The sequence below is a fragment of the Salinimicrobium oceani genome (genome assembly GCF_012037645.1).
On sequence record NZ_JAAVJR010000005.1, the window covers coordinates 310,571 to 333,873 of the forward strand.

A 23,303-nucleotide genomic window follows, 5' to 3' on the forward strand; every position below is an offset into this window, starting at 1 on the left:
TTATTTAAAATTTAAATTTGTGTAATTAATTATCTCACAAATTTCTTTTACTTTATTTTCTTCAATATTGTAGAAAAGAGGCAGACACAAAACATTTTTTGCTATTTCCCGGGAAACACTCATTGGATCACTTTCAACATAATTCAATGTATCCAGAGATGGAAAAAAATACCTTCTGGGAAAAATATCCTTTAGATTTAAAGCTTCAAGAGTAGCTTCAAGTACTTCTTCATTTCTGAATATTATTGGATAATAACTAAAGTTCCATTTTGTTCCGGGTCTAATTTCCAGCTTGCTTAATTGATTAAAGTCCAAATTATTGTTATACACTCCTACAGTCTTTTTTCTCGATTCCAGTATCTTCTCCATAAAAGGTAAGACACATAGACCCATAGCAGCTTGAAGTTCACTCATTTTAGCATTAATGCCAACCCCATAAAAATCTGTTGGACCATTGTGACCAAAGTTATGGCTGTAAAATAACTTATGGGCTAATTCTTTGTTTTTGCTAATAATGGCTCCCCCTTCACCGGTATGAAAGAGTTTGGTCGCGTGAAAACTACATGTAGAGACATCTCCATAACCTAAAAGACTTTTACCGTTATAAAAGACACCAAATGCGTGAGCTCCATCATATATTACCTTTAAGCCATGTTTTTGAGCAATACGCTCAATTGCTTCCACATTACAGGGATTACCAAACACATGAGTCGCAAGAATAGCAGTAGTTTTTTCCGTTATTGCCTCTTCTATTCTATTTTCATCAATTGTTAGATACTTAGGGTGGATATCTACAAAAACAGGCTTACAATTCTCCCATACAATAGCAGAAGTTGTTGCCACATAACTGAAAGGTGTCGTAATTACCTCTCCTCCCTGAGCTAAAACCTTTAGAGCTATTTGGATTGGCAGCGTACCATTAGTGGTCAGAACAATACTTTCCAGATCCAGGTATTGCTCGAGATTTTTTTCAAGCTCCTTTACAAGTTCTCCCCGGTTGGTAAGCCATTGGTTTTTCCAAATACGCCGTGTTTGATGATGATAGTTATCAATAGGTGGAAAAAAAGCTTTTGTTACTGGAATCATTTTTTTAGAAGTTTTGTGATTTCATTTAAGCTTTCAAATTTTAAAAAATAAGAAGCCATTAAGTACAGAAGAACACCCGTGGTTCCACCAGCCAAAATCCTGATTATATCCAGATATTTTTCTAAAAAATAATAATCCAACACAAGTATAATTGTTGCTGTTACTGCTGTAAGTAGTAATATTGGCAAAATGTCTTTTGTTTGCTCCCAACCTGAATAATTCAGAAATTTTCCGGTATAATGGGTGTTTATAAAAAAGGCCAGAACAGATGTCAAAACCTGACCATATAATAAAACTAATATACCGAACTGGAGCGCTATTGCTATTGTAATAGCTATAATTATTTTTTTTATAACCTCAAGCTGGAGAAAGAGATCACTTCTCCCCTTCACTTTAAGGATATTCAGGTTATAAGCGTGCACGGGATACAAAATTCCGGTAAAGCATAATATCTGAAAATACGGCACAGCTGGCAACCATTTTTCAGTAAATAAAAACCTGAAGACCGGTTCAGCTAAAACAGCAATGAATATTAGAATGGGAGCAATTACAAAAACAACCATTTGCATCAATTGGCTATACACTCTTTTCAGTCGCATATCATCACCCTGAATAGAAGCAAATAAAGGATAAGTCACTTTATTCAAAGTATTTGAAATATTAGTAACGGGAAGTTGTTTCATAGTTTCAGCCCTGGTATAATACCCGACCTGCGCTGGGGAGAAAAACTTACCAATAATTAACAGATAACTATTATCAAATATTTTATTAAGTAAACCCGATAAAGTTAGTTTATAACCAAAATGGAAATGTTCTTTAAATTTTTGAATATTAAAAGATAGGTCTGGTAACCACTTAGAATATATCCATATCTGTACCGAACTTATTGTAGCTGTTGCAAGACTGCTCCAAACCAGACTCCATACACCAAACCCGGAATACGCCAGGCTTACTCCTAATATTCCACCAATAATAGTGGAAGGAATAGCTATAAGAGTTTGGGTCTTAAAATCCATTATTTTCGTTAAACGCGCCAATTGCACTGCTGAAAATGCACTTATTATAAAAGTAAGACTGTAAACCCGAATGATAGAGGTAAGCACCTCCCGATCGTAAAAATTTGAAATTAAAGGTGCTGATAAATAAAGAAGAAAGTAAAGTATAATACTTGCACCCAAATTAAAATAAAATACTGTTGAGAAATCCTCCTGATCGGGTTTTTCAGTTCGGATGAGAGACTGGGTCATTCCCGCATTTAATAATGTGTTTCCAATAGCAATGAAAATTGATATCATACCAATAAGTCCAAATTCCGCCGGCAAAAGTATTCTTGCCAGTACCAGGGAAACAATGAAAGCAATGAATTGATTTCCGAACTGTTGCGCAAAGGTCCAAACTAATCCCTTAGTGGCTAGTTTTCTTAAAGACATTACAAGGAGCTAGCAAGTTCAGTGAGATACTTTCCGTACTTCGATTTTCCATAACGTTCAGAAAGTTCTTTTAATGTGATTTTTTCAATAAATCCTCTTTGATACGCCACCTCCTCAATACAACCTATCATAGTACTTTGTCTGTTCTGGAGTACCCTAATGAATTCAGTGGCATCGTCAAGAGATTCAACTGTACCTGTATCAAACCAACTCATCCCTCTGGTCATAACTCCCACTTCCAGTTTTCCCTCCTTCAAATACATTTCATTAATACTTGTAATTTCTTTTTCTCCACGGCTGGAAGGTTTTACCTGTTTGGCAAAATTAACCACATCGTTGTCATAAAAATATAATCCAGGTACAGCAAACTGGGATTTTGGAACTTCCGGTTTTTCCTCCAGACTGATGACTTTTTGATTATCATTAAATTCAACAACTCCGTATCGATTGGGATCTTTCACCGGATAAGCAAAGATTGATGCTCCTTCAACATTTATTTTACTTCTTAATAAAGCACCCAAGCCATTACCGTAGAAAATATTATCTCCCAGGATCAGAGCAACTTTACTTCCTCCAATAAAATCTTCCCCAATTATGAAGGCTTCAGCCAGTCCATTCGGCTCTTCCTGTACAGCGTATTCAAATTTACATCCCAATGATGATCCATCCCCCAATAGTTTTTGAAAAGAAAATTGGTCCTCGGGAGTAGTAATAAAAAGAATTTCCTTAATTCCTGCCAACATTAAAACAGATAAAGGATAATAAATCATTGGCTTGTCATACACCGGTAAAAGTTGCTTACTAACTGCAATTGTTATCGGGTAAAGACGAGTTCCTGCACCCCCTGCTAAAATTATTCCTTTCATAAAATTTTAATAGTTCCCTTAGATAATATTTCGGCTTGTGTACATAACCTGCAGCGTGCAAATATAAGGCTTACCTTTTTATTCCCTTTGAGGTTTTCCTTAAAGAACTGTGAAAATTAAAAAACGGATTGCGCGGATTGAAACGAATTCCGCGGATTATATTTTAGACAATCATCCCTGCTGCAACAGTTTCATTAGTGGATTCGTCAATCAAAATAATACTACCAGTATTTCTGTTCTCTCTATAGGAATCTGACAATATTGGTCTTGTACACCTCAATTTCACCCGTGCAATATCATTTCGAGACAATGTTTTGTCATTGGTTATCCTGTCATAACTATTGATATCTATTTTATATACCACTTCTTTTATTAAAGCTCTTTGTTCATTGGTGGTATGCATAAGAGTGTATTTAGCTCTGGGTTTTGCAGGATCGTCATTTAACCAACATAACATTACATCAAATTCCTGTGTGGCCTCCGGCTGATTGTTCACTTTTACTATCATATCTCCCATACTAACGTCCATATCATCTTCCAAACTCATTGCAACAGACATGGGAGTGTAGGCTTCTTCAACTTCAGTTTCACCTGAATTAAAAGATTTTATCCTGGAGGGGAAAATTCAGGGCAGGAGGGTAACCTCATCTACCCTAGGATCCACTATAGTCAAAGGAGATGCATCCGACTTTACTTCTACCTGAAAAACCTCTTCCAGATGAACCTTCATGATCTCTCCCCCGGCTATTACGTTTCGGACCGTGCAGTAGCCAAATTGGCTGCATTTTCCTCAAAAAAAAGGAGTTTCGGTAAGCAGAACTTACCAGTTCTGCACATCCTTGCTATTGCTATAAGGATCATGACCTCCCATAGCTTCAATTTAACGATATCCCCAAAGCCATTCTTTATTTTCGTAACACTTATTTGTAACAGACACAACTGCCTTTAGGTTTTTACAATTTCTTGCGGACTCAAGCACGTGTACAGTACCCATAACATTCGTGGAATAGGTTTCGCCATGGTTACTATAGGAGAATCGTACAAGGGGCTGGACAGCCATATGAATAAGAATATCCGGAATAAATGCATTCATACTTTTTTAATGGCATCCAAGTTTTTTATATCTCCTATTTCACTCTCCATTCCTGCGCCGACAATTGCCACTTCAAACAAGGACGGAGTGGTAGGAGTTTCTAAAGCATAACATTTTACGAAACTCTCCATTAACTGCAACCAAAGGCTTAATCAACTTCCTTTGATCCCAGTATGACCCGTAATAAAAACTTTCTTATCCTTCCAGAATCCTGCACTATAGGTTGTTAAAAAAGATTGCATTCTCTATGTCAGGGATTGAATAACTTCTTTGAATACCTCCTCTTATTACATCCAGTTATTGTCCACTTAAGTATATGAATTTCTGAGTTGGCGGCAGGCGAAGTTCAATCTTCACAAGATCTTCATTATAATTTATTACGGAATTAATTTCCGCAGAAAAAGTTCTCTTTAAAGGAATGGGACAGGCACCAAGATCCTCCGCATCCAAAACCATGTCAGATTCAGGAACTCTTACACAAGAAAGGATATAATCTTTGTCGAGATCAAGAAGATTAACTGCCACTTCGACCACACGGGGAGAAGATTCCCCGGCTATAACATGGACCTTACAAGTTGAGCACCGACCACGCAAACAACTATGTTCCAGAGTAACGTTCTGTTTTCTGGCTGCCTCTACCAAAGTTCCTTTTCAGCACAGGTGATTCTTTATTGTTTCGGAAAGTAATTTCATACATTATTGATTCAGGGTCTGCTCGTCACTATTTTATAGCAAAACTGCTTTCGATAGTGACCTTAACAGATGCAAAATTAAACTTTCTTATTGAAGTACCAGTTAATTTATCATAAAGAACTGTGTAATTAATTACATAGTATAATCCTGATAATAGACATGACTATATAAAATATGTTGAATAAAAGGAAGAGATAAATTTCTTTACAAATGAAAAATAAATTTAATTGCGTTTAATATAATTCGATAAATGATAAAGAATCGATTTTCAAGGCCTCAACAACCTCTGATGAAAAATTTAAAATTCTGGAAAATCTCTTAAAGCAAAAAAAAAAGTTACAGAATTCTTCTCTTCTATTTTTTGAAGGTTTCTATAACTCAGTCAATAATCATCTTTTAACTATTAAATAAGAACATATGTTCCTCCATTAATTGTTCTTTTCTTTATAGATTTTTTCAAAAAAAATTTTTTCCTTCTGAAAAGTTTCATCAATTATTTTTATTTGCTCATTTGTTAAGTTCTTAAATTTCTGCAAACTTTCCGATTTCGGTCGCTCTGCGTATTCTTTTAAGTTTAATGCAGTTAACTGTTCAATTTTAAATAATTCACTTTCAAAATTTTCACAGAAGATAGAATAATCAAAAATAAAGACTTTATCTGGATATTCTTTTTTTAAACGCTCTAGTTCAAAAGTATGTGAAAGCCACCTGATTACACACTTAGCTTCAATCGGTAAATCCTTATAATATGAAATATTATAGTCATTTATCCCGAGGAATCTCGAACATTTATTGGTGGGAAGTATATCAAACCAAGTTCTGACATTTTTTTTTCTGTCATGATTTAACATACTACTAACGATCTGATATAAATCTCTTTGCATGCCAATAAAATAAGAATCAGGGAAATTTGACAGCAGGCCTTCCGTCAGCCATATATTGGGATGTGATTTTTCTAAAATCCAAGGTTGTTTAGAAATTTTTTGAAGTTTCTTATATCTTTTTACTAATCTAGATTGGTACTTTTCACCTTTTTCTAGAATAGCCACTTCTTTTACTAGTCTAAAATTTTCTGTTTCTTCAAGAAAAAGCTCTACCTGAGGGTGCTTCCCAATAGCTCTACCTATGAAATGAGTTCCAGACCTACCAGATCCAATAACAAATAAGTAATTGGATTTAATTTTTTTATTACTTCTATTAAAAAACATATTCTTTTAATTATGTAATTAAACAACCATCCCGGCCGCAACGGTTGCGTTGGTATTTTCTTCTATTAAAATGATGCTACCTGTATTACGGTTATCTCTATAAGAATCGAGCATTAGAGGTCTCGTACATCTTATTTTCACTCTTGCTATATCATTCATGTTCAGTTCTTTGTCTTCGGTTAAGCGGTCATAAGAATTTATATCCACCTTATAGATTACTTCTTTGATCATTGCCCTTTGTTCATTACTTGTATGCTTGAGAGTATATTTTACCCGTGGCCTGGCGGCGGCGTCACCTAACCAGCAAAGCATAACATCGAATTCCTGAGAGGCCTCAGGTTGATTATTTAATCTTACAATCATGTCACCCCTGCTCACATCAATATCATCTTCCAGCGTCATAGCGATTGACATAGGAGCGTAGGCTTCCTCAACTTCTGTTTCACCTGAATTTATGGATCTAATCTTTGATGTAAAACCAGAAGGCAATACTGCCACTTCATCTCCTACTCTGTAAATTCCGCTCGCTACTCTACCTGCATATCCCCTGTAATCCCGATGTTCTTCACTTTGAGGTCTCAGAACAGTCTGGACCGGGAAGCGGGCGTCTATTTTATTGATATCACTGCTAATGTGCAGGGTTTCCAGGATGTTCAATAAAGTTCCTCCCTGATACCAGACCATATTCTCTGATCTGTTCACCACATTATCTCCATCCAAAGCGCTGATCGGGATGAAACGTACATCCTTCATTAGCAGTTTTGAAGAAAATTCTTCAAATTGTCCAATGATCTGATTAAACCTTTCTTCGGAATATTCAACAAGGTCCATTTTATTAATACAAACAATAAGATGTGGGATGTTCAGTAAAGAAGCTATAAAAGAATGTCTTTTCGTCTGCTCGATCACTCCGTGTCGGGCATCAATCAATATCACTGCAGCATTAGCCGTGGATGCACCTGTGATCATATTCCGGGTATATTGAATATGTCCGGGTGTGTCGGCAATAATGAATTTCCTTTTTGGAGTCGTAAAATACCTGTAAGCTACATCTATAGTAATCCCCTGCTCCCTTTCATCTCTTAAACCATCAGTGAACAGCGCCAGATCCACTCCCTTATGCCCCTTTTTCGCACTCGTAGCACTCACAGATTCCAGCTGGTCTTCAAAGATGGATTTGGAGTCGTATAGCAGGCGACCGATTAACGTGCTTTTCCCATCATCCACCGAACCTGCAGTAGTAAATCTAAGTAACTGATTGTTTTCTATTTGCATTATGTCATTAATTATAGCGAATTTCTAAACGAATTATCGCGAATGGGTTGTATTGATAATTCTTTTATAAGTTAAGGAGGTAGTACCGAAATTCACAAGAATACCCAGCTCTTTCCTGGTAGCTGCCAAATAATTATTTAATTGAGAATAGAAGGCAACAGGCACATGTTTAACTGACTTTATTTCGACAACAATTTTATTATAGCAAACAAAATCAGCAATGAAATATTTTTTCAACTTCTTTTCTTCATAAAAAATGTTCAACTTAACCTGCCGTTCAAAAGGAATTTCTGCACTTTTAAATTCTTGCTCAAGAGCTTCTTCATAAACCGATTCAAGGAATCCGGGTCCGAGTCCACGGTGCACTTTCATACATACACCTATGATCTTATAGCTTTCTTCTTTATATAAGATTTTTTCCTCCATCCAATTCGTACCAATTCGCTTTAATTCGTATTAATTCGCGACACTTCGCGTTTAAAAGTAGCCTTGTTTTTTACGATCCTCCATCGCTGTCTCACTCCTTTTATCATCTGATCTATCCCCTCTCTCTGTTTTTCTCATAGCAGAGACCTCCTGCACTATCTTCTCAAGGGTGTCTGCTTCAGATTCTATTCCCCCGGTGATAGTGATGTCTCCCAGGGTGCGGAAGCGTATCTTCTTATTTTGAGTTCTTTCTCCTTCCTCTAGCTTCAGGAATTCAGAAACAGGAATCCAGGAATTGTTTCTCCAAACTACCTCTCTTTCATGTGCAATGTACAGAGAAGGTATCTCAATGTTTTCTCTCCTAATATAATTCCATACATCCATTTCCGTCCAGTTGCTTATAGGAAAAGCACGAAAATGTTCTCCTTCAAAATGTTTTCCGTTTAGCAGGTTCCATAACTCCGGTCGCTGATTTTTTGGATCCCATTCTCCGAAATCATTACGGTGAGAAAAGAAACGTTCTTTTGCTCTTGCTTTTTCTTCGTCTCTTCTACCCCCACCAATAGCGCAGTCTATCCTGTGTTCCTCAATAGTATCCAAAAGTGTGGTAATCTGTAAGGCATTCCGGGTGGCATTTTTTCCTTTTTCTTCAGCTACTCGCCCATTATTGATCGACTCCTGGACAGAACCAACTATAAGATTCACCCCCAGCTCCTTTACAAGATCATCTCTGAACTGAATGGTTTCAGGAAAATTATGACCGGTGTCTACGTGTAGTAAAGCAAAGGGAATTTTAGCGGGATAAAAGGCTTTTTTGGCGAGGTGCGTCACGAGAATTGAATCCTTCCCGCCTGAAAACAGGATCACGGGGTTTTCAAACTGAGCCCAGACTTCTCTCAGGATAAATATGGCTTCCGATTCCAGTTCATCAAGGTAATTCAGGAAATATTTACTCATTATAATTTCATTTTTTGTTCGAGAAATTTTACCAGCCTCTCCACGGATTCCTCTACAGATTCTTCTTCCGTCCTGATCTCAAAATCGGGAGATTCCGGAGCTTCATAGGGAGCACTTATTCCTGTGAAGTTTTCAATCTCACCTGCCCGTGCTTTTTCATAAAAACCCTTTACATCTCTTTCTTCACAGATCTCAAGAGGAGTGTTCACATAAATTTCCAGAAAATTGTTCTTCCCAATAATTTCCCTTGCCTGCTCCCGGTCTTCTTTTAAAGGGGAAATAAAGGCCGTGATAGTTACCATTCCTGCGTCCATGAATAATTTTGCGACTTCAGCAATCCTGCGGTTATTCTCTAAGCGATCTTCCCTGGTAAAGCTTAGTCCTTTATTAAGTCCGCTGCGAATATTATCTCCATCCAGAGCATAAACCCGTATTCCCTGCTTAAACAGCCATTCTTCCAGCTTACTTGCAATAGTAGACTTCCCTGATCCTGAGAGGCCGGTAAACCAGAGAACCAACGAACCATGTTTGTTCTGCCGGTTTCGGTCTTGACGAGTTATGTGGTATTTGTGTTTTATGATGTTGGCCATTGTTTTTCGTTAATTCGGGATTCGTTAATTCGTCAATTGGGGATTGGTTAATTGGTTAACTGGTTAATGCGTTAAATCGTTAATTCGGGAATCGGGAATCGAGAATCGAGAATCGAGAATCGAGAATCGTTAATTCGAGATAGGAAAAATCGAAAAATTGATATTTGTTCAGTTTTAATTATTAAAATTTTCATGTCTCTTTTTGGGATTTGGAATTTGGTGCTTTGAGTTTTTGTGTTGACCACTGAATACTTTTCTCCACGTCCCCCAGTCTCCCAGTCCCCCAGTCTCCCCGTCTCCAAGTCCCCCAGTCTCCCAGTCTCCTTGTCACCCTTTCACCTGTTCCTTCACTTCCACCACTTCTTCGGCTTTGCGTCTCCTTCCCGGCAGACCGTAGTCAACTCTATACCAGGTACGTTCGTGTAGGTAGTACAGAATCATTTTGGTAATAACCTCTGCCAATCCAATTTTTACTCCGGTTAAAGGACTTCCTGTAATGATCCATGCCAGCAGCATTGTATCGACGGTACCTACTACTCTCCAGGAAATTGTTTTAGCAATATGCCTTTTTCTACTGGACCACTTGCCGGCCGTAATCTTAAGTTCCCCCTTAAACCATAATCTCTCATGAAAATAATAAAGGATCATTTTTGTAATGAACTCTGCAAACCCTATTTTTAATCCCGTAACGGGATTACCGGAAATCAGCCAGGTCAGAAGAATTGTATCCAAAGTCCCTACCATCCTCCAGGTAACGGTCTTGGCAATATGTCTTTTATAGGAGCTATCTTTCATAAGAAACTACAAAGTTATCGTTTCTTAGGTTTTCCCTGTTGTAATTTATGCTCTTACCGGTATGGCTAAACTTGCAGGAATAACCTACCGCCTCACAAATGGCCTGTCCCGCCGCAGTATCCCACTCCATAGTGGGACCGAACCTGGGATAATAATGGGCTTCCCCCTCTGCCAACAAACAAAATTTTAGTGAGCTTCCTTTCGAAACTACCTGAACTTCCTGCTTTGTCTTTTTCAGTTCATCTATAAATCGTTGGGTTTCCTCATTCATATGAGAACGGCTACCGACCACCTTTATTAGCTCTGGACTTCTTACCGGCCGGATTTCTTTTGAAGACATCAAAATATGATCAATATCTACTACGCCGGAAGGGATACTAATTTTATAAGCTTTTTTTTCTACAACCAAGGTAAAGTAAAGCAAATCGAGGGCCGGGGCGAAAATTACTCCTAATTGTGGGATTCCTTCAGAAACTAAAGCGATATTGACTGTAAATTCTCCATTGCGATTAATAAATTCCTTCGTACCATCAAGAGGATCCACAATCCAGCAATCCTTCCACTGCTTTCTTACCTCATAGGAAAGCTCTTCATTTTCTTCACTTATCATCGGGATATCTGTAGGTTGTAAATAGAAATTGATGAGGTCATTCGCTCTTTTGTCAGCTACGGTCAAAGGAGATGCATCAGACTTCATTTCCACCTGAAAATCCTCTTCCAGATAAACCTTCATTATCTCTTTCCCGGCTGCAAGTGCAGCCTCTATTGCTGTTCTTAAATGTTCCTTCATCAGGGGCCAAATATACACCGAGATTTAAAAGGGGGAAAATTGGAATTACAAAAAAAGATGTTTTTGTTTTTTTATTGCAAGAAAAAAACCTTCTAGTTACCTAATCCGTTCCTATCAATAAATTCAGTTATTAAATTTTGATTCGGCTGACTAATAGTTCTACAGCTAATTCAAGAAACAGACGAATTTAATTCTCCTATTTTTTTAAGTGCTTTTTTAACTTCTATTTCCCAGGTACCGGCAATCTTAATAAAATTATATCCATTGCAGGCAATTCTTTTGCGCGATTCAGGATCTTCAAGAAAAAAAGTAATTCCCTGTCTAATACTATTTATATCACCGGCATCAAATAATTTAATGCTTTCTCCCTCCTTAAAAGTAGATGTTATTTCCCCGGCTTTGGGAGCAAGGACGGGTTTTCCTGCAGCCATGTATTCCCGTAATTTTAACGGTGAGTAATGGAATTCCTCTGCACTCCGGGCACTTACAATTGCCATATCGAACAGCGAAATAAGACATGGAATGTCCCTGAATTTCTTTCTCCCGGTGAAGATCACCTTGTCTCTGATGTTTAAAGCATCAACAAGATCTTCGGACCTTAGTCTTTCAGCACCATCTCCTATTAGCATAAGCCTGGCATGGGAATGCTCTGTAACAACTTTTTTAAATGCTTTAATGACATGATCAAGGCCGTGAAAATTTCTAAAACTACCTGTCCACCCAATTACAAATTTATCTTCAAGTTTTAATTCATCCAGTATATGCTCCGAATAACCTTTAGAAAAAAGACTGATATCTACTGCCATGGGAGAAATTATAATTTTATTTGCCGGAACTCCCATTTTTAAAACCTTATTTCTGACCTCTTCTGAAACTACTGCAACAATATCTGCTTTTCGTAAATTTTTAGCTTCGAGGTTCTCCAGAAATCTTCCCCAAAAAAATCTTTTAACCCCCCACCGGGAAGCTTCCCATACTACGGGAGCATGAACATAACTTATCAGGGGAACACCTAACTCATCGGCTAATTTCCTGCCCGGGCCTTTGTATAGATCATGCTTTTCCCAGACAAGTTTCACATCTTCCCTTTCGACTTCTAATTTTTCGATAATCCCCCAGTTCCTATTCTTTTTCCAAGTTAAGAGATCATGGTAAAAAATCTTGAAAAAAACAGGGATAAACTGCTCCCACACCCTCGCCTTTCTCCTGTTTTTCTCCCTGATTAAAGGAAAATTATAAACTTCTTTGGGCTTCGAAATTTTATCTGATGTGACCACAACTGCTTTTCCCAGAATTTGCTCTGCAGCCACAGCCCATCCAGCCGCGGTGATCCATAGGGCCTCAGCACCCTCCCATGCACTGCTGGAGCGTGGCATAATGAAAATTGCTGTCTTTTTTTTTGAATTCCTAATCAAATCCCGGTATAAATTGTAGTTCAGCCAATATTATGGATAATTGCGAATTACACGAATGAAAGCAAATTACACGGATAGTTATGAATTGGGTTAAAAAGGATTAGCATTAAAAAAACATTCTATAATGCAAAAAAAAATGATTTTTCATTCTCCAAAGCTAAAAAAAATTATCCCTCCAAATGCAAGTACAATTATTCCTTTTCTAAATTCAGTGAAATACACAATAATCTGCGCAATCCCAATAATTCCGTGAAATCCAAAATTTAATTCCCTATCGCATAGAATTCAAAACCAATATCTTTTTTGGTCTTTGGCTCCAAAAGCCTTCTGCCGTCAAAAAGGAATGCCGGCTTCAACATCTGATCATATAGCTTTTGCCAGTCCAGCTCTTTAAATTCATCCCATTCTGTAAGGACTGCGATGGCATGTGCATCTTCACATGCTTCATATGGAGAGTCTACTACTGTGACTGCCTGTCTGTTTGCATCCCCGCTCCTGCTTCCAAGGTAATCAAGATCTGAATAAACCTGTTCTTCAGTCACTTTTGGATCATATACAACGATCTCAGCCTGTTCATTGAGAAGGTAATCTGCCACATAAATTGCTGCAGACTCCCGGGTGTCGTTTGTGTCCTTTTTAAACGCCCATCCTAAAATGGCAATTTTTTTTCCGGCCACTGTGTTATACATGGTTTGGACCATGTTGGCTGCAAAACGCCTTTTCTGATGATCATTCATCAGAATCACCTGCTCCCAGTAATCAGCCACCTCTTTTAAATTAAAAGTACGAGCAATATATACCAGGTTCAAAATATCTTTTTGGAAACAGGAGCCTCCAAAACCGACAGATGCCTTCAGGAATTTCGGACCTATCCTGCTATCCATTCCTATGGCTTTAGAAACTTCATTGATATCTGCTCCGGTCTTTTCACAGAGCTCAGACATTGCGTTAATTGAGGATACTCTTTGAGCAAGAAAAGCATTAGCTGTTAATTTTGAAAGCTCTGATGACCACACATTGGTCGTTAAGATCTTCTCTCTTGGCACCCATGAAGCATAAATGTTAACAAGGGCTTCCATAGCTTCTCTGCCTTCTTCTGTGTCGATGTTACCACCAATGAGGACACGATCTGGATTCCTCAGATCTTCTACTGCCGTACCCTCTGCTAAAAACTCGGGATTAGATAGGATCTGGTATTTCACACCATTCCCGGTACTATCCAGAATATCCCTTAAAGCTGCAGCTGTACGTACTGGCAAAGTAGATTTTTCTATTACGATCTTGTCTGTTTTAGAGACTTCAGCAATTTGACGGGCACATAACTCTATCCATTTAAGATCGGCTGCCATTCCCTTTCCAATTCCGTAGGTTTTCGTAGGAGTATTTACCGAAATGAAGATCATATCTGCCTCATCAATAGCCTTGTCAACATCAGTTGAAAAAAAGAGATTTCGGCCTCTGGCCTCCTTCACTATTTCTGACAGTCCGGGTTCATATATCGGGATCTTCTCCACATCGGGATTGTTCCATTGCTTAATCCTCTTTTCATTAATATCTACAACCGTAACTTTTACTTTCGGACATTTCTGTGCTATAACCGCCATGGTAGGTCCTCCTACATAGCCTGCGCCGATGCAGCAGATGTTTCTTATTTCCATTTTTATTTTAATTACACGGATTTTAGCAGATTCCGCGGATTTTTGATTTGCTATTCAAATATAATTTTGGTCAAAAGCTTATTTCGAATATTTTCATTACCAATTAACTAATCACTAATCACTTATAACTAATTAAAGTTTTTTATCACACCTTTCCCCCAGCACTCCTTTAACATCATAAACAACCGTTTTGCCATTTTTCAACTGATCCAGATCAAGGTCCAGGAATTCTTTATGTGCAACAGTCAAAACTACAGCCTCAAATTTTCCTTCAGGCAATTCCCGGGTGGTGGTTAGTCCGTATTCATGCTTAACTTCTTCAGGATCGGCTAATGGATCATAAATGGTAACATTAGTTCCATATTCCTTCAGGTTCTTAATGACATCAACAACCTTAGTGTTTCTAACATCAGGACAATTTTCCTTGAAGGTAATTCCCAGTACAAGAATATTGGCTCCTTTGACCTTATGGTCATTCTGGAGCATCAACTTCACTACTTCTGAAGCCACATATTGTCCCATAGAATCATTCATTCTTCTCCCGGCGAGAATGATCTCAGGATGATAGCCGATTTCCTGTGCCTTCTGAGCGAGATAATAAGGATCTACTCCAATGCAATGCCCACCCACGAGTCCCGGCTTGAATGGAAGGAAATTCCATTTGGTACCGGCGGCTTCCAATACATCCTGTGTATCGATGTCCATCATATTGAAGATTTTTGCCAGTTCATTGACAAATGCAATGTTAATATCACGCTGAGAATTCTCAATTACTTTTGCTGCTTCTGCAACTTTAATCGTGGGCGCCAGGTGCGTTCCTGCAGTAATTACTGATGCATACAGCTCGTCTACTTTCTTTCCTACTTCGGGAGTAGAGCCTGCAGTGACCTTTAAGATCTTTTCAACCGTATGCTCCTTGTCCCCCGGATTTATTCTTTCCGGAGAATAGCCTACAAAGAAATCTTCATTGAATTTTAACCCGCTCGTTTTCTCCAGTACCGGCACACATTCATCTTCTGTTGCCCCGGGGAACACAGTGGATTCATAGATCACTATATCTCCTTTCTTCAGCACCTTCCCGACAGATTCGCTACTCTTGTAAAGGGGTGTAAGGTCTGGACGATTATTTTTATCTACCGGAGTAGGTACTGTAATTACGTAGTAATTGCTCTCTTGGATGTCTTGAAGCTCGGCTGTACAATATAATCCATTATCATTGGAAGGTGAATTCACAAGAACCTCTTGCAGAACATTATTTTCCACCTCCAGAGTAGTGTCCTTGCCCTGTCTTAATTCTTCAACTCTCCTCTTATTGATATCAAATCCTACTACAGGATATTTAGTTGCAAATAATCTTGCTAGAGGCAGCCCAACATAGCCCAAGCCTACAACTGCTATTTTAGGAGCGAAGGACGTGGGGACCTGGGGACTTGGGGAGTTTTTATTTGTATTTGAAAGATTCATTCTATGATATTTAGATTTTTTGTTCTGCTATTATTAATTGTTCTAATGGGGATTTGGGGACTCGGAAATTGGCTCTTCTTTTTTCCCAGTCGCTCAATCTCCTAAAAACTAGTCCCCACCTATCAAAGTGTCCATTTATCCGGATTAATAATCATTGTGACTATCATGCCAATGATGCTGTTATATTTTGCGAAAATAGCAGCATGTTCTTCTTCATTAATATAATTACAGGCCAAAGCATAATCAAGCCATACCTGAGTTTCTGCGGCTTCACCTTCACAATCTGATAATTTTGCTACAAAAGCTCTTTCATACCTGCGTTTCCGCCATGCTTCTCCGAGGTTTCCAGATACAGATCTTGAGGACCTTCTTATCTGATCGATGAGAGAATATTTTTCTTCTTTCGGAAATTTTTTCGACATCACAAATACTTCCATTCCTGCTTCAAACGAAAGCTGGTAAACTCTAAGATCTTTATGTGTTTTTATTTTCTCCATTTTTCCACAACTCACTATCTCCTTGTCTTTCCTTCTCCAAACCGACTTTCTCCAACTCTCCCAGTCTCCAAATCTCCTCTTCCCCCTAGTCTTCTCGTCCTAAGTTTTCCCAATACCACTCCACAGCTTCTTTTAGTCCTGCTTCGATCTTGTATTGAGGCTCATAACCTAATAATTCTTTGGCTTTATCTACAGATGCCAACGAGTGAGGAATGTCACCTGCTCTATTGGGTCCGTGCTTTACTTCTACTTTAGCTATTTCAGGGTCATATTCTGAAAGATATTTCTTCAGAAGTTGCGTTAGTTCTCTAAGATTTGTCCTATCCCCAACTGCAGTATTATATACTTGATTCAGCGCTTCCTGATTCCCGGTTGTTAATGCCAAAAGGTTCATCTGGATCACATTATCTATATAAGTAAAATCCCTGGAATAGGTACCGTCCCCATTGATTACAGGGCTTTCATGTTTCATGAATTGAATCACGAACTTTGGAATTACGGCAGCATATGCTCCATGCGGATCCTGTTTTCTTCCGAAGACATTAAAATACCGAAGGCCAATCGTATCTAAACCGTAAGTAGTATGGAAAATATCGGCGTAGAGCTCATTTACATATTTCGTAATGGCATAAGGAGATAAAGGTTTGCCAATCTTATCTTCCACTTTTGGCAAGGCTTCAGAATCTCCATAAGTGGAGGAACTTGCCGCATAAACAAATCTTTTTACACCAGCATCCCTTGAAGCAACCAACATGTTCAGGAATCCAGAAATATTGACATCATTACTGGTAATAGGATCATTAATAGATCGTGGAACCGATCCTAAAGCTGCCTGGTGCAAAACATAGTCCACCCCGGCAACTGCTTTTTTACAATCATCAAGATCTCTAATGTCTCCTTCTATTAAAGTAAACTTTGGATGATCGTAGATTGCAGATAGATTTTCTCTTTTTCCTGTCGCGAAATTATCAAGGCATATGACTTCAGTATTAAGCTCGAGAAGTGTCTCACAAAGATTGGATCCAATAAACCCGGCACCCCCGGTTACTAATACTGTTGAAGAACCCAGCAATTCAAATTGTTTGCTGTTCATTAATTATAATTTGGGTTGAATTTTAAAATACCCGCCAAAGATAAAATTTTCAAGAATGGTAATTCCTAATTTCCTCTTAAAGAACCCGAAGTTAATCAAACCTGGTGGATTCAAGATGTACTACGTTCGTCTCAATAATATACTTTGTTTTTGGCGTAGCGTCCTTTTTGTTTATTCTATTAATGAGCACCTCCATTGCCTTTTCACCAATCTTGTGAGGTGATTGATCCACATAACTCACAGAAGGGGTAAGATATTTTGCCAGACCTCCTCGAATAAAACCTATGATCTTTAGATCTTCAGGGATTCGTAATCCATGCTCATAAGCCAGGCGATAGGTCAACATTGTACTATCAAAATCACTACAAAGAACAGCTTCAACTTTATCCTCCAACAACATCTTCAACGTCTTTTCTGTCAGGCTTTCCATCTTGGCTGAATTGGCTATGTAAAAAGTATCATTCTTTCTTAATGCTTCCTTATATCCATTAATACGCGATTTGCCTACTCCCATGTGATGAATGGAGGTCGCTATTCCTATTTTATTCACTCCTTTATTCTGAAGATCTTTAGTGGCTTCATAGAATACTCTATGGTCATCTATACCCACTTTATCGACGGGCATTTCAAAACCAATGCGGTCATACAATACCACTGGAATATCAAAATCAATAATATTCTCTATATGTTCAAATTCTTTTTTTCGTTGCGTTTCTTCCGCTATAGCAATCAACACTCCATCCACATATCCAGAGGTAAGGAGCTCTGATATATGCCTCTCCTTTTCAATATATTCGTTCGAAATATAAGTAATGACCTGTAAACCTTCTTTTTGTGCTTTTTCCTCCATTCCCGAAAGAACTTTAGCAAAGAAAGAATTTGCTATATTAGGTATGATCACTCCAATAGTTCCACTTTTACTACTTTTAAGATTAACAGCAGTAGGGTTTGGTCGGTATTTGTGAAGAGCAGCTAGTTCCTTAACTCGTTCTATGGTCTTAGGGCTAATTTCCGGACTGTCATTCAAAGCTTTTGAAACTGTAGAGACAGAAACGTTTAATAATTTGGCCAACTCCTTCAGGGTAATTCTGCTTTTCATTCGCAACTTATAAAGGGTGAGCTACAAATGTAAGAAAGACACTCTTAAATTGAGCGATATTAAATGAGCAGTTCCACATTTTATAAAAGAAAAAAATGAGAAACAACAAGAAAACATGGTTCTATATTCTTGCTGCCATAGTAACCATCATAGGTTTCGTCACAGGCTGGTATTACTTTTTTATTTTAGCCCTACCTTTAGGAATCTTCTCTTATAATGATAAGGACAAGAATAGACAGAGTTAAAGTATTACTAAAGATAAGCAGCTATTTGCAAACGCCAGGGTACAGCCGTAAATTAAGCCTAAATAATAAATTAGAAGAAATGAAACCAAAAGGTACCGTTTCCCAGACATTGAACATGCTTCGCCTCGAATACGGTTATGAAGAAGATTTCAATCTCCTGGATGAAAAAATAAAATCACCTTCAGAAAGAGAAGAATTTCTTGCACAGGATTTTATTGTGGATGAAGTATATCGCTTTGAAGGACCTTCCAACCCTGGTGATGAAGCTACGATTTATGCAGTTACAACCTCCAGAGGCAAGAAAGGAGTTTTGATCGATGGCTTCAATTATTCTTCAGGACAGATTTCCGATGAACTGATGAAAAAGCTCGACCTTAAAAAGAATCGTCCTATATCCGATTAAAAAAATCCAATAAAAATTAACCCAGAAAAATAAATTATGAGCTACTTAGGACTTGAAGAAAAGAAAACATCAAATACAGTTCAGGAGTTAAACATTCTCCTTGCAGATTACCACCTTTACTATCAGAAATTAAGAAATTATCACTGGAATGTGATCGGAAAAAACTTTTTTGATCTTCATGAAAAATTCGAAGAATTGTATGATGATGCGAAGATAAAAATCGATGAAATTGCAGAAAGAATTTTGACTCTACGCTATCAGCCGACTAGTAACCTGAGTGATTATCTGGAAAAATCCAATTTGAAGGAATCGAAGTCTGACCTATCCGATTCTAAAATGATAGCCAATCTTTTAGACGATCACGGTACTATTCTTAAGCAAATGCGCAAAGTAGTTGAAGTGGCAGAAAAAGGGGGAGACGAAGGAACAATAGATTTGATAGGTGCATATATTAGAGAACTCGAAAAAACAAGCTGGATGCTTGATGCCTGGAAAATGAAAACTTCTGAACAACATAAGCCGGTTTAATTTAAATGGGCGAAGGATTTAATTTTGATGATTCCATTGAAGGGATCTGGGATAAATTAGGCGAATGGATGGATTCTTTGATCCTAAGTTTGCCTAATTTTCTTTTGGCCATTCTGGTTTTCTCTCTTTTTGTACTGGGGGCTAAGTACTTTGGAAAAATCCTACACAAAGTATTAAGATTTAAAGTAAGGCAGGATTCCATTCGGGAGATCACCATTAAAATCATAAAAGTGGTCATAGTGGCCATAGGTTTTTTTGTTGCCCTTGGCCTTCTTAATCTAGACAAGGTATTAACCTCAGTCCTGGCAGGTGCAGGGGTAGTTGGTCTTGCGATAGGATTAGCATTACAGGGTACTCTAAATAATACATTTTCAGGTATTCTTCTAAGTTTTCTCCCTGAGATCCAAATTGGAGATTGGATAGAAAACAATGGCTATGCCGGCAGAGTTATAGAGATCAATTTACGAAGTATTGTCATAAGAGAAGCAGATAATAATTATGTAGTCATACCGAATTCCCAGGTTATTGATGCGCCCTTTAAAAACTTTTCACGGACGTCGAGATCCAGGGTGATGGTCAATTGTGGTGTAGCTTATAATTCAGATCTTGAAATGGTGAAACGAATAACAATTCAAACCGTTTCTGAACTATACCCCCAAAAAGGGAATGAAGAGGTAGAATTTATGTATAATGAATTTGGAGATAGCTCTATAAATTTCGTAGTAAGATTCTGGACAGAAGTTACCTCAAACAGAGATATTCTTCTTGCTCGGAGTGCAGCGATTATCGCGATGAAAAAGGTGTATGACCAAAACAACATCAACATTCCATTCCCAATACGTACGCTCGAATTCAATAATAGTCTTAATATTCAGAAGCCTATTTCAGGAGAGAACGAATTATAAGAGTGATAGATTTTTGTGAGCCATTCGTCTCCCTTTCCTTTAAGAGATGCTGAAACAATCTACACTATATACAGGAATACTGAGACCATTCTTATAATTATTTTTATTTAATGCTGAAGCATTTTCAGCATAACAGAATTAGCTACTTATCCCACAGTTTTAATAAAGACTCCTCTCATTCCTCTCATTCTTCTCATGTATAAATGATCTAATTTAGATGCAGTAGTTGAGGATAGTTTTTTATCCTGTTGACCTTTTGCCCTTGAAAAAGGTTCAAAGAGTAACTTAAAAGAAGTTAGTAAGGTATTGACGAAATTTCCAGCCATTGATTTAACTATTTTTTTGGTAGGGTTTTCCCCTATTATATTATCCTTTAAGACATTAGTAAGAATTTTCCACGGGTAGAATATTTATTTTTAATGAGTATTTAAAAACCATTCTACTATGAAAAAAATTTTACTATTTGTACTTACAATGGGCTTTTTCCAGCTTTACAGTCAGGAAAACAATTCCAAATGTCCCATTGTAGAAAATGAGACTCAGGAGCTATGTGCTTCTGAAGGAACCGGGAATAATTACCACCTCCCTATGGTTCTCGATTTAGTGGCAACGGATACCGGGGGCGGAATCCATTGGTATGAAACAGCTGAATCGAATGATCCTCTCCCTGAAGACCATCTGCTAAGCGACGGTGCGAGCTACTTCGCAGGGAATGCCGAATGTAATCAACGCATTGAGGTTGTTGTGAAAATTTTTGACGCTCCAAACGCAGGAGCAACAACTTTTATTATATTCTGTAATACTGATGAGCCGGTAGATGTGCTGACATTAATTAGACCTTCCATTCTTGGCGCACCCGATGCAGGAGGATACTTTATACCTCAATTTGTCAGCGGTACTACTGAATTTGATCCTTCTGTAGATGCATCTGGTAGTTATGAATATCATGTGAAAAGCAATAATGATGTTTGCCCTGATGACAAAGCGGTGATATACATCACCGTGAATCCCACTCCTAATGCGGGAGCAGACAGAACTATTGCTCTAAATTCCAAATCTCCTGCAGATCTGGGAGAACATTTAGGAGAAGGCGTAGCCACTAACGGAAAATGGAATCCATCCTTTGCCAGCGGAACAAATGTTTTTGACCCGCAGGTTGATGCCTTGGGTGCTTATGAGTACACTGTTAATTCAGGAGCTTGCGAGGATACCACCATTATAACTGTGGTGCTGAATCAGCAAGATCCTGAGAATTGTCCGACAGTATTCCAAAGCATTCAGACTTTCTGTGAATCTCAGGGCACTGGTAATAATTACTACAGGCCAGCCATCAAACATTTGGTTGCAGAGTCTGATGATCTTGCATGGTATGCCACAGCTGATTCTGAAGAAGCATTATCATGGGATGAGTTCCTAGTGGACGGAAGGACCTATTATGCAGGCGATGCTTCAAACACGTGTGCAAATAGAGTGCCTGTAACAGTCAAGCTTTTAAGCTCACCGAACGCTGGAGCTACAACCTTTCTTAAATTTTGTCGTGCTGATGAGCCGGTTGATGTCCTGACTTTAATGAAACCTTCCATTCTTGGCGCACCCGATGAAGGAGGATATTTTGTACCTCAATTTACCAGCGGCACTTCTGTATTTGATCCTTCTTTGGACGTTTCAGGCACCTACAGGTATCATGTAAATAGTCTAAACAATTCTTGTCCCGATGACGAAGCAGTAGTTTATATTACTGTAAATCCCACTCCTAATGCGGGAGCAGACAGGACTATTGCTCTAAATTCCCAATCTCCTGCAGATCTGGGAGAACATTTAGGAGAAGGCGTAGCCACTAACGGAAAATGGAATCCAACCTTTGCCAGCGGAACAAATGTGTTTAACCCACAGGTTGATACTTTGGGCAATTATGAGTACACCGTGACTTCAGGAAGTTGTGAGGATACCGCGATAATAACAGTGGTCCTGAACCAACAGGATCCTGAAAACTGTCCGACAGTAGCTGAGACCTTACAAAGCTTCTGTGAGTCCGAGGGCACCGGGAATAATTATTACAGGCCGGCGATAAAACATCTTTCTGCAGAGTCTAATGATCTGGCATGGTATCCAACAGCTGATGCTGACCAACCATTGTCTTGGGAAGAGTTTCTGGTGGATGGAATAACCTATTATGCCGGAGATGGTGCAAACACCTGTGCAAATAGAGTGGCTGTAACAGTAGATCTATTAACTTCACCAAACGCTGGAGCCACAACTTTTATTTCGGTTAAAAGTTCTGATGACGCGTTTGATATTGTTGACTTCATGAAATCTTCAATACTTGGAGCTCCAGATAGTGGTGGCAGCGTCCATCCTCCATTGCAAAGTGGCAATACGATTTTCAATCCGGCTGTAGATGCAGGAGGTCAGTATAAATATACTGTAACAAGTTCAAATCAGACCTGTCCGGACGATTCTGCCTATATTTACATTACTGTAACCACTCCTAATTCAAATCAAGATGAGGTTAACATGTACCCAAATCCAGGAAATGGAGTGGTAAATCTTTCAAGCACTGAGGATATTTTATCTGTGCGAGTATTGGATCTTCAAGGAAATGTAATAAGAAAATTTACAAGACTAGAAAATTGGAAAAATTTAGATCTCACAGATTTAAATACTGCCATGTATCTAATGGAAATCACGACACCTAAAGGAAAAGTAATAAAACGATTAGTTAAAAAGTAGATCCTGAATGATGGGAGTACCTAAGGCTGTCTGAAAGGGCAGCCTTTTTTATTTTTT

Annotated in this window: 25 protein-coding genes and 1 pseudogene; 6 read left to right on the forward strand and 20 right to left on the reverse strand. The window is 38.3% G+C overall.

Annotated elements, in window-relative coordinates; translation table 11 throughout:
* The 5 genes and pseudogenes from HC175_RS11020 to HC175_RS24210 all read right to left on the reverse strand — a co-directional run bounded on the left by HC175_RS11020 (nt 1) and on the right by HC175_RS24210 (nt 4,442).
* On the reverse strand, nt 1-1,086 hold the full coding sequence (locus HC175_RS11020; RefSeq protein ID WP_168138543.1) for a DegT/DnrJ/EryC1/StrS family aminotransferase: 1,086 nt from the start codon (nt 1,084-1,086) through the stop codon (nt 1-3).
* A complete protein-coding gene (locus HC175_RS11025; protein WP_168138544.1) occupies nt 1,083-2,516 on the reverse strand; it encodes a lipopolysaccharide biosynthesis protein in 1,434 nt (477 codons plus the stop codon). The genes HC175_RS11020 and HC175_RS11025 overlap by 4 nt, the downstream gene beginning before the upstream one ends.
* Nucleotides 2,516-3,382, reverse strand: a complete 867-nt coding sequence (gene rfbA, locus HC175_RS11030; protein ID WP_168138545.1) for a glucose-1-phosphate thymidylyltransferase RfbA — start codon at nt 3,380-3,382, stop codon at nt 2,516-2,518. The genes HC175_RS11025 and rfbA overlap by 1 nt, the downstream gene beginning before the upstream one ends.
* A gap of 163 nt (nt 3,383-3,545) precedes the next feature.
* Nucleotides 3,546-4,031 (reverse strand): annotated as a pseudogene (locus tag HC175_RS11035) (elongation factor 1-alpha C-terminal domain-related protein); the annotation flags it as partial.
* A gap of 231 nt (nt 4,032-4,262) precedes the next feature.
* The gene (locus HC175_RS24210; protein WP_235942594.1) at nt 4,263-4,442 is read right to left on the reverse strand and encodes a hypothetical protein; all 180 of its coding nucleotides are present in this window, start codon (nt 4,440-4,442) and stop codon (nt 4,263-4,265) included.
* On the opposite strand from HC175_RS24210, the gene HC175_RS24215 reads away from it, so the two are divergent.
* Nucleotides 4,362-4,586: a hypothetical protein gene (locus HC175_RS24215; protein WP_235942601.1), complete on the forward strand. Its 225-nt coding sequence runs from the start codon at nt 4,362-4,364 to the stop codon at nt 4,584-4,586. The genes HC175_RS24210 and HC175_RS24215 overlap by 81 nt on opposite strands.
* A 186-nt stretch (nt 4,587-4,772) precedes the next feature.
* Here the strand turns inward: HC175_RS24215 and HC175_RS11045 are convergent, their stop codons facing one another.
* The 14 genes from HC175_RS11045 to HC175_RS11110 form a co-directional block, all read right to left on the reverse strand.
* Nucleotides 4,773-5,117, reverse strand: a complete 345-nt coding sequence (locus HC175_RS11045; RefSeq protein WP_168138546.1) for a 2Fe-2S iron-sulfur cluster-binding protein — start codon at nt 5,115-5,117, stop codon at nt 4,773-4,775.
* Nucleotides 5,118-5,596: 479 nt separating this feature from the next.
* Nucleotides 5,597-6,376, reverse strand: coding sequence for a sulfotransferase (locus HC175_RS11050; RefSeq protein WP_168138547.1), 780 nt, complete (start codon nt 6,374-6,376; stop codon nt 5,597-5,599).
* 18 nt (nt 6,377-6,394) lie between these two features.
* Nucleotides 6,395-7,651 (reverse strand): sulfate adenylyltransferase subunit 1, encoded by a 1,257-nt coding sequence (locus tag HC175_RS11055; protein ID WP_168138548.1) that lies wholly within the window; start codon nt 7,649-7,651, stop codon nt 6,395-6,397.
* Nucleotides 7,652-7,684: 33 nt separating this feature from the next.
* Nucleotides 7,685-8,077: a GxxExxY protein gene (locus HC175_RS11060; RefSeq protein WP_168138549.1), complete on the reverse strand. Its 393-nt coding sequence runs from the start codon at nt 8,075-8,077 to the stop codon at nt 7,685-7,687.
* Between the two features lie 51 nt (nt 8,078-8,128).
* Nucleotides 8,129-9,034: a sulfate adenylyltransferase subunit CysD gene (gene cysD / locus HC175_RS11065; protein ID WP_168138550.1), complete on the reverse strand. Its 906-nt coding sequence runs from the start codon at nt 9,032-9,034 to the stop codon at nt 8,129-8,131.
* Complete coding sequence (gene cysC, locus HC175_RS11070; RefSeq protein WP_168138551.1) at nt 9,034-9,624, reverse strand: adenylyl-sulfate kinase; 591 nt, start codon at nt 9,622-9,624, stop codon at nt 9,034-9,036. The genes cysD and cysC overlap by 1 nt, the downstream gene beginning before the upstream one ends.
* 327 nt (nt 9,625-9,951) lie before the next feature.
* Nucleotides 9,952-10,419 carry a DUF2061 domain-containing protein gene (locus HC175_RS11075; protein WP_168138552.1) on the reverse strand — a complete coding sequence of 156 codons (468 nt, stop codon included), beginning with the start codon at nt 10,417-10,419 and terminating at the stop codon, nt 9,952-9,954.
* Entirely contained in the window at nt 10,409-11,209 is an 801-nt protein-coding gene (gene cysQ, locus HC175_RS11080) for a 3'(2'),5'-bisphosphate nucleotidase CysQ (protein ID WP_168138553.1), read from the reverse strand. Before cysQ ends, HC175_RS11075 begins: the two co-directional genes overlap by 11 nt.
* A 170-nt stretch (nt 11,210-11,379) precedes the next feature.
* Entirely contained in the window at nt 11,380-12,585 is a 1,206-nt protein-coding gene (locus HC175_RS11085) for a glycosyltransferase (protein ID WP_168138554.1), read from the reverse strand.
* Between the two features lie 302 nt (nt 12,586-12,887).
* Nucleotides 12,888-14,282: a UDP-glucose 6-dehydrogenase gene (locus tag HC175_RS11090; protein ID WP_168138555.1), complete on the reverse strand. Its 1,395-nt coding sequence runs from the start codon at nt 14,280-14,282 to the stop codon at nt 12,888-12,890.
* Nucleotides 14,283-14,414: 132 nt separating this feature from the next.
* Nucleotides 14,415-15,746, reverse strand: coding sequence for a nucleotide sugar dehydrogenase (locus HC175_RS11095; RefSeq protein WP_168138556.1), 1,332 nt, complete (start codon nt 15,744-15,746; stop codon nt 14,415-14,417).
* A gap of 122 nt (nt 15,747-15,868) precedes the next feature.
* Complete coding sequence (locus HC175_RS11100; protein ID WP_168138557.1) at nt 15,869-16,243, reverse strand: four helix bundle protein; 375 nt, start codon at nt 16,241-16,243, stop codon at nt 15,869-15,871.
* An 85-nt stretch (nt 16,244-16,328) separates the two neighbouring features.
* A complete protein-coding gene (locus HC175_RS11105; RefSeq protein WP_168138558.1) occupies nt 16,329-17,336 on the reverse strand; it encodes an SDR family oxidoreductase in 1,008 nt (335 codons plus the stop codon).
* A 91-nt stretch (nt 17,337-17,427) separates the two neighbouring features.
* Nucleotides 17,428-18,441, reverse strand: coding sequence for a LacI family DNA-binding transcriptional regulator (locus tag HC175_RS11110; RefSeq protein ID WP_262887228.1), 1,014 nt, complete (start codon nt 18,439-18,441; stop codon nt 17,428-17,430).
* Nucleotides 18,442-18,530: 89 nt separating this feature from the next.
* Between HC175_RS11110 and HC175_RS11115 the strand changes: the two genes are divergently transcribed.
* The 4 genes from HC175_RS11115 (at nt 18,531) to HC175_RS11130 (ending at nt 20,516) form a co-directional block, all read left to right on the forward strand.
* On the forward strand, nt 18,531-18,680 hold the full coding sequence (locus HC175_RS11115; RefSeq protein ID WP_168138560.1) for a hypothetical protein: 150 nt from the start codon (nt 18,531-18,533) through the stop codon (nt 18,678-18,680).
* A gap of 79 nt (nt 18,681-18,759) precedes the next feature.
* Entirely contained in the window at nt 18,760-19,083 is a 324-nt protein-coding gene (locus HC175_RS11120) for a phosphoribosylpyrophosphate synthetase (protein WP_168138561.1), read from the forward strand.
* Between the two features lie 36 nt (nt 19,084-19,119).
* Nucleotides 19,120-19,611, forward strand: a complete 492-nt coding sequence (locus HC175_RS11125; RefSeq protein ID WP_168138562.1) for a Dps family protein — start codon at nt 19,120-19,122, stop codon at nt 19,609-19,611.
* 5 nt (nt 19,612-19,616) lie between these two features.
* Nucleotides 19,617-20,516, forward strand: a complete 900-nt coding sequence (locus HC175_RS11130) for a mechanosensitive ion channel family protein (protein WP_168138563.1) — start codon at nt 19,617-19,619, stop codon at nt 20,514-20,516.
* 146 nt (nt 20,517-20,662) lie between these two features.
* On the opposite strand, the gene HC175_RS11135 is transcribed toward HC175_RS11130, so the two are convergent.
* The gene (locus HC175_RS11135) at nt 20,663-20,842 is read right to left on the reverse strand and encodes a hypothetical protein (RefSeq protein ID WP_168138564.1); all 180 of its coding nucleotides are present in this window, start codon (nt 20,840-20,842) and stop codon (nt 20,663-20,665) included.
* 118 nt (nt 20,843-20,960) lie between these two features.
* Between HC175_RS11135 and HC175_RS11140 the strand changes: the two genes are divergently transcribed.
* Entirely contained in the window at nt 20,961-23,246 is a 2,286-nt protein-coding gene (locus HC175_RS11140; RefSeq protein WP_168138565.1) for a T9SS type A sorting domain-containing protein, read from the forward strand.
* Nucleotides 23,247-23,303 lie beyond the last annotated feature (57 nt).

Bases quoted from the DNA above. Each gene is read 5' to 3' on its own strand.
- HC175_RS11020 (WP_168138543.1), bottom strand. From the start codon at position 1,086: ATGATTCCAGTAACAAAAGCTTTTTTTCCACCTATTGATAACTATCAT.
- HC175_RS11025 (WP_168138544.1), bottom strand. From the start codon at position 2,516: ATGTCTTTAAGAAAACTAGCCACTAAGGGATTAGTTTGGACCTTTGCG.
- rfbA (WP_168138545.1), bottom strand. From the start codon at position 3,382: ATGAAAGGAATAATTTTAGCAGGGGGTGCAGGAACTCGTCTTTACCCG.
- HC175_RS24210 (WP_235942594.1), bottom strand. From the start codon at position 4,442: ATGGCTGTCCAGCCCCTTGTACGATTCTCCTATAGTAACCATGGCGAA.
- HC175_RS11050 (WP_168138547.1), bottom strand. From the start codon at position 6,376: ATGTTTTTTAATAGAAGTAATAAAAAAATTAAATCCAATTACTTATTT.
- HC175_RS11055 (WP_168138548.1), bottom strand. From the start codon at position 7,651: ATGCAAATAGAAAACAATCAGTTACTTAGATTTACTACTGCAGGTTCG.
- HC175_RS11060 (WP_168138549.1), bottom strand. From the start codon at position 8,077: ATGGAGGAAAAAATCTTATATAAAGAAGAAAGCTATAAGATCATAGGT.
- cysD (WP_168138550.1), bottom strand. From the start codon at position 9,034: ATGAGTAAATATTTCCTGAATTACCTTGATGAACTGGAATCGGAAGCC.
- cysC (WP_168138551.1), bottom strand. From the start codon at position 9,624: ATGGCCAACATCATAAAACACAAATACCACATAACTCGTCAAGACCGA.
- HC175_RS11075 (WP_168138552.1), bottom strand. From the start codon at position 10,419: ATGAAAGATAGCTCCTATAAAAGACATATTGCCAAGACCGTTACCTGG.
- cysQ (WP_168138553.1), bottom strand. From the start codon at position 11,209: ATGAAGGAACATTTAAGAACAGCAATAGAGGCTGCACTTGCAGCCGGG.
- HC175_RS11085 (WP_168138554.1), bottom strand. From the start codon at position 12,585: ATGCCACGCTCCAGCAGTGCATGGGAGGGTGCTGAGGCCCTATGGATC.
- HC175_RS11090 (WP_168138555.1), bottom strand. From the start codon at position 14,282: ATGGAAATAAGAAACATCTGCTGCATCGGCGCAGGCTATGTAGGAGGA.
- HC175_RS11095 (WP_168138556.1), bottom strand. From the start codon at position 15,746: ATGAATCTTTCAAATACAAATAAAAACTCCCCAAGTCCCCAGGTCCCC.
- HC175_RS11100 (WP_168138557.1), bottom strand. From the start codon at position 16,243: ATGGAGAAAATAAAAACACATAAAGATCTTAGAGTTTACCAGCTTTCG.
- HC175_RS11105 (WP_168138558.1), bottom strand. From the start codon at position 17,336: ATGAACAGCAAACAATTTGAATTGCTGGGTTCTTCAACAGTATTAGTA.
- HC175_RS11115 (WP_168138560.1), top strand. From the start codon at position 18,531: ATGAGAAACAACAAGAAAACATGGTTCTATATTCTTGCTGCCATAGTA.
- HC175_RS11120 (WP_168138561.1), top strand. From the start codon at position 18,760: ATGAAACCAAAAGGTACCGTTTCCCAGACATTGAACATGCTTCGCCTC.
- HC175_RS11125 (WP_168138562.1), top strand. From the start codon at position 19,120: ATGAGCTACTTAGGACTTGAAGAAAAGAAAACATCAAATACAGTTCAG.
- HC175_RS11130 (WP_168138563.1), top strand. From the start codon at position 19,617: ATGGGCGAAGGATTTAATTTTGATGATTCCATTGAAGGGATCTGGGAT.
- HC175_RS11135 (WP_168138564.1), bottom strand. From the start codon at position 20,842: ATGGCTGGAAATTTCGTCAATACCTTACTAACTTCTTTTAAGTTACTC.
- HC175_RS11140 (WP_168138565.1), top strand. From the start codon at position 20,961: ATGAAAAAAATTTTACTATTTGTACTTACAATGGGCTTTTTCCAGCTT.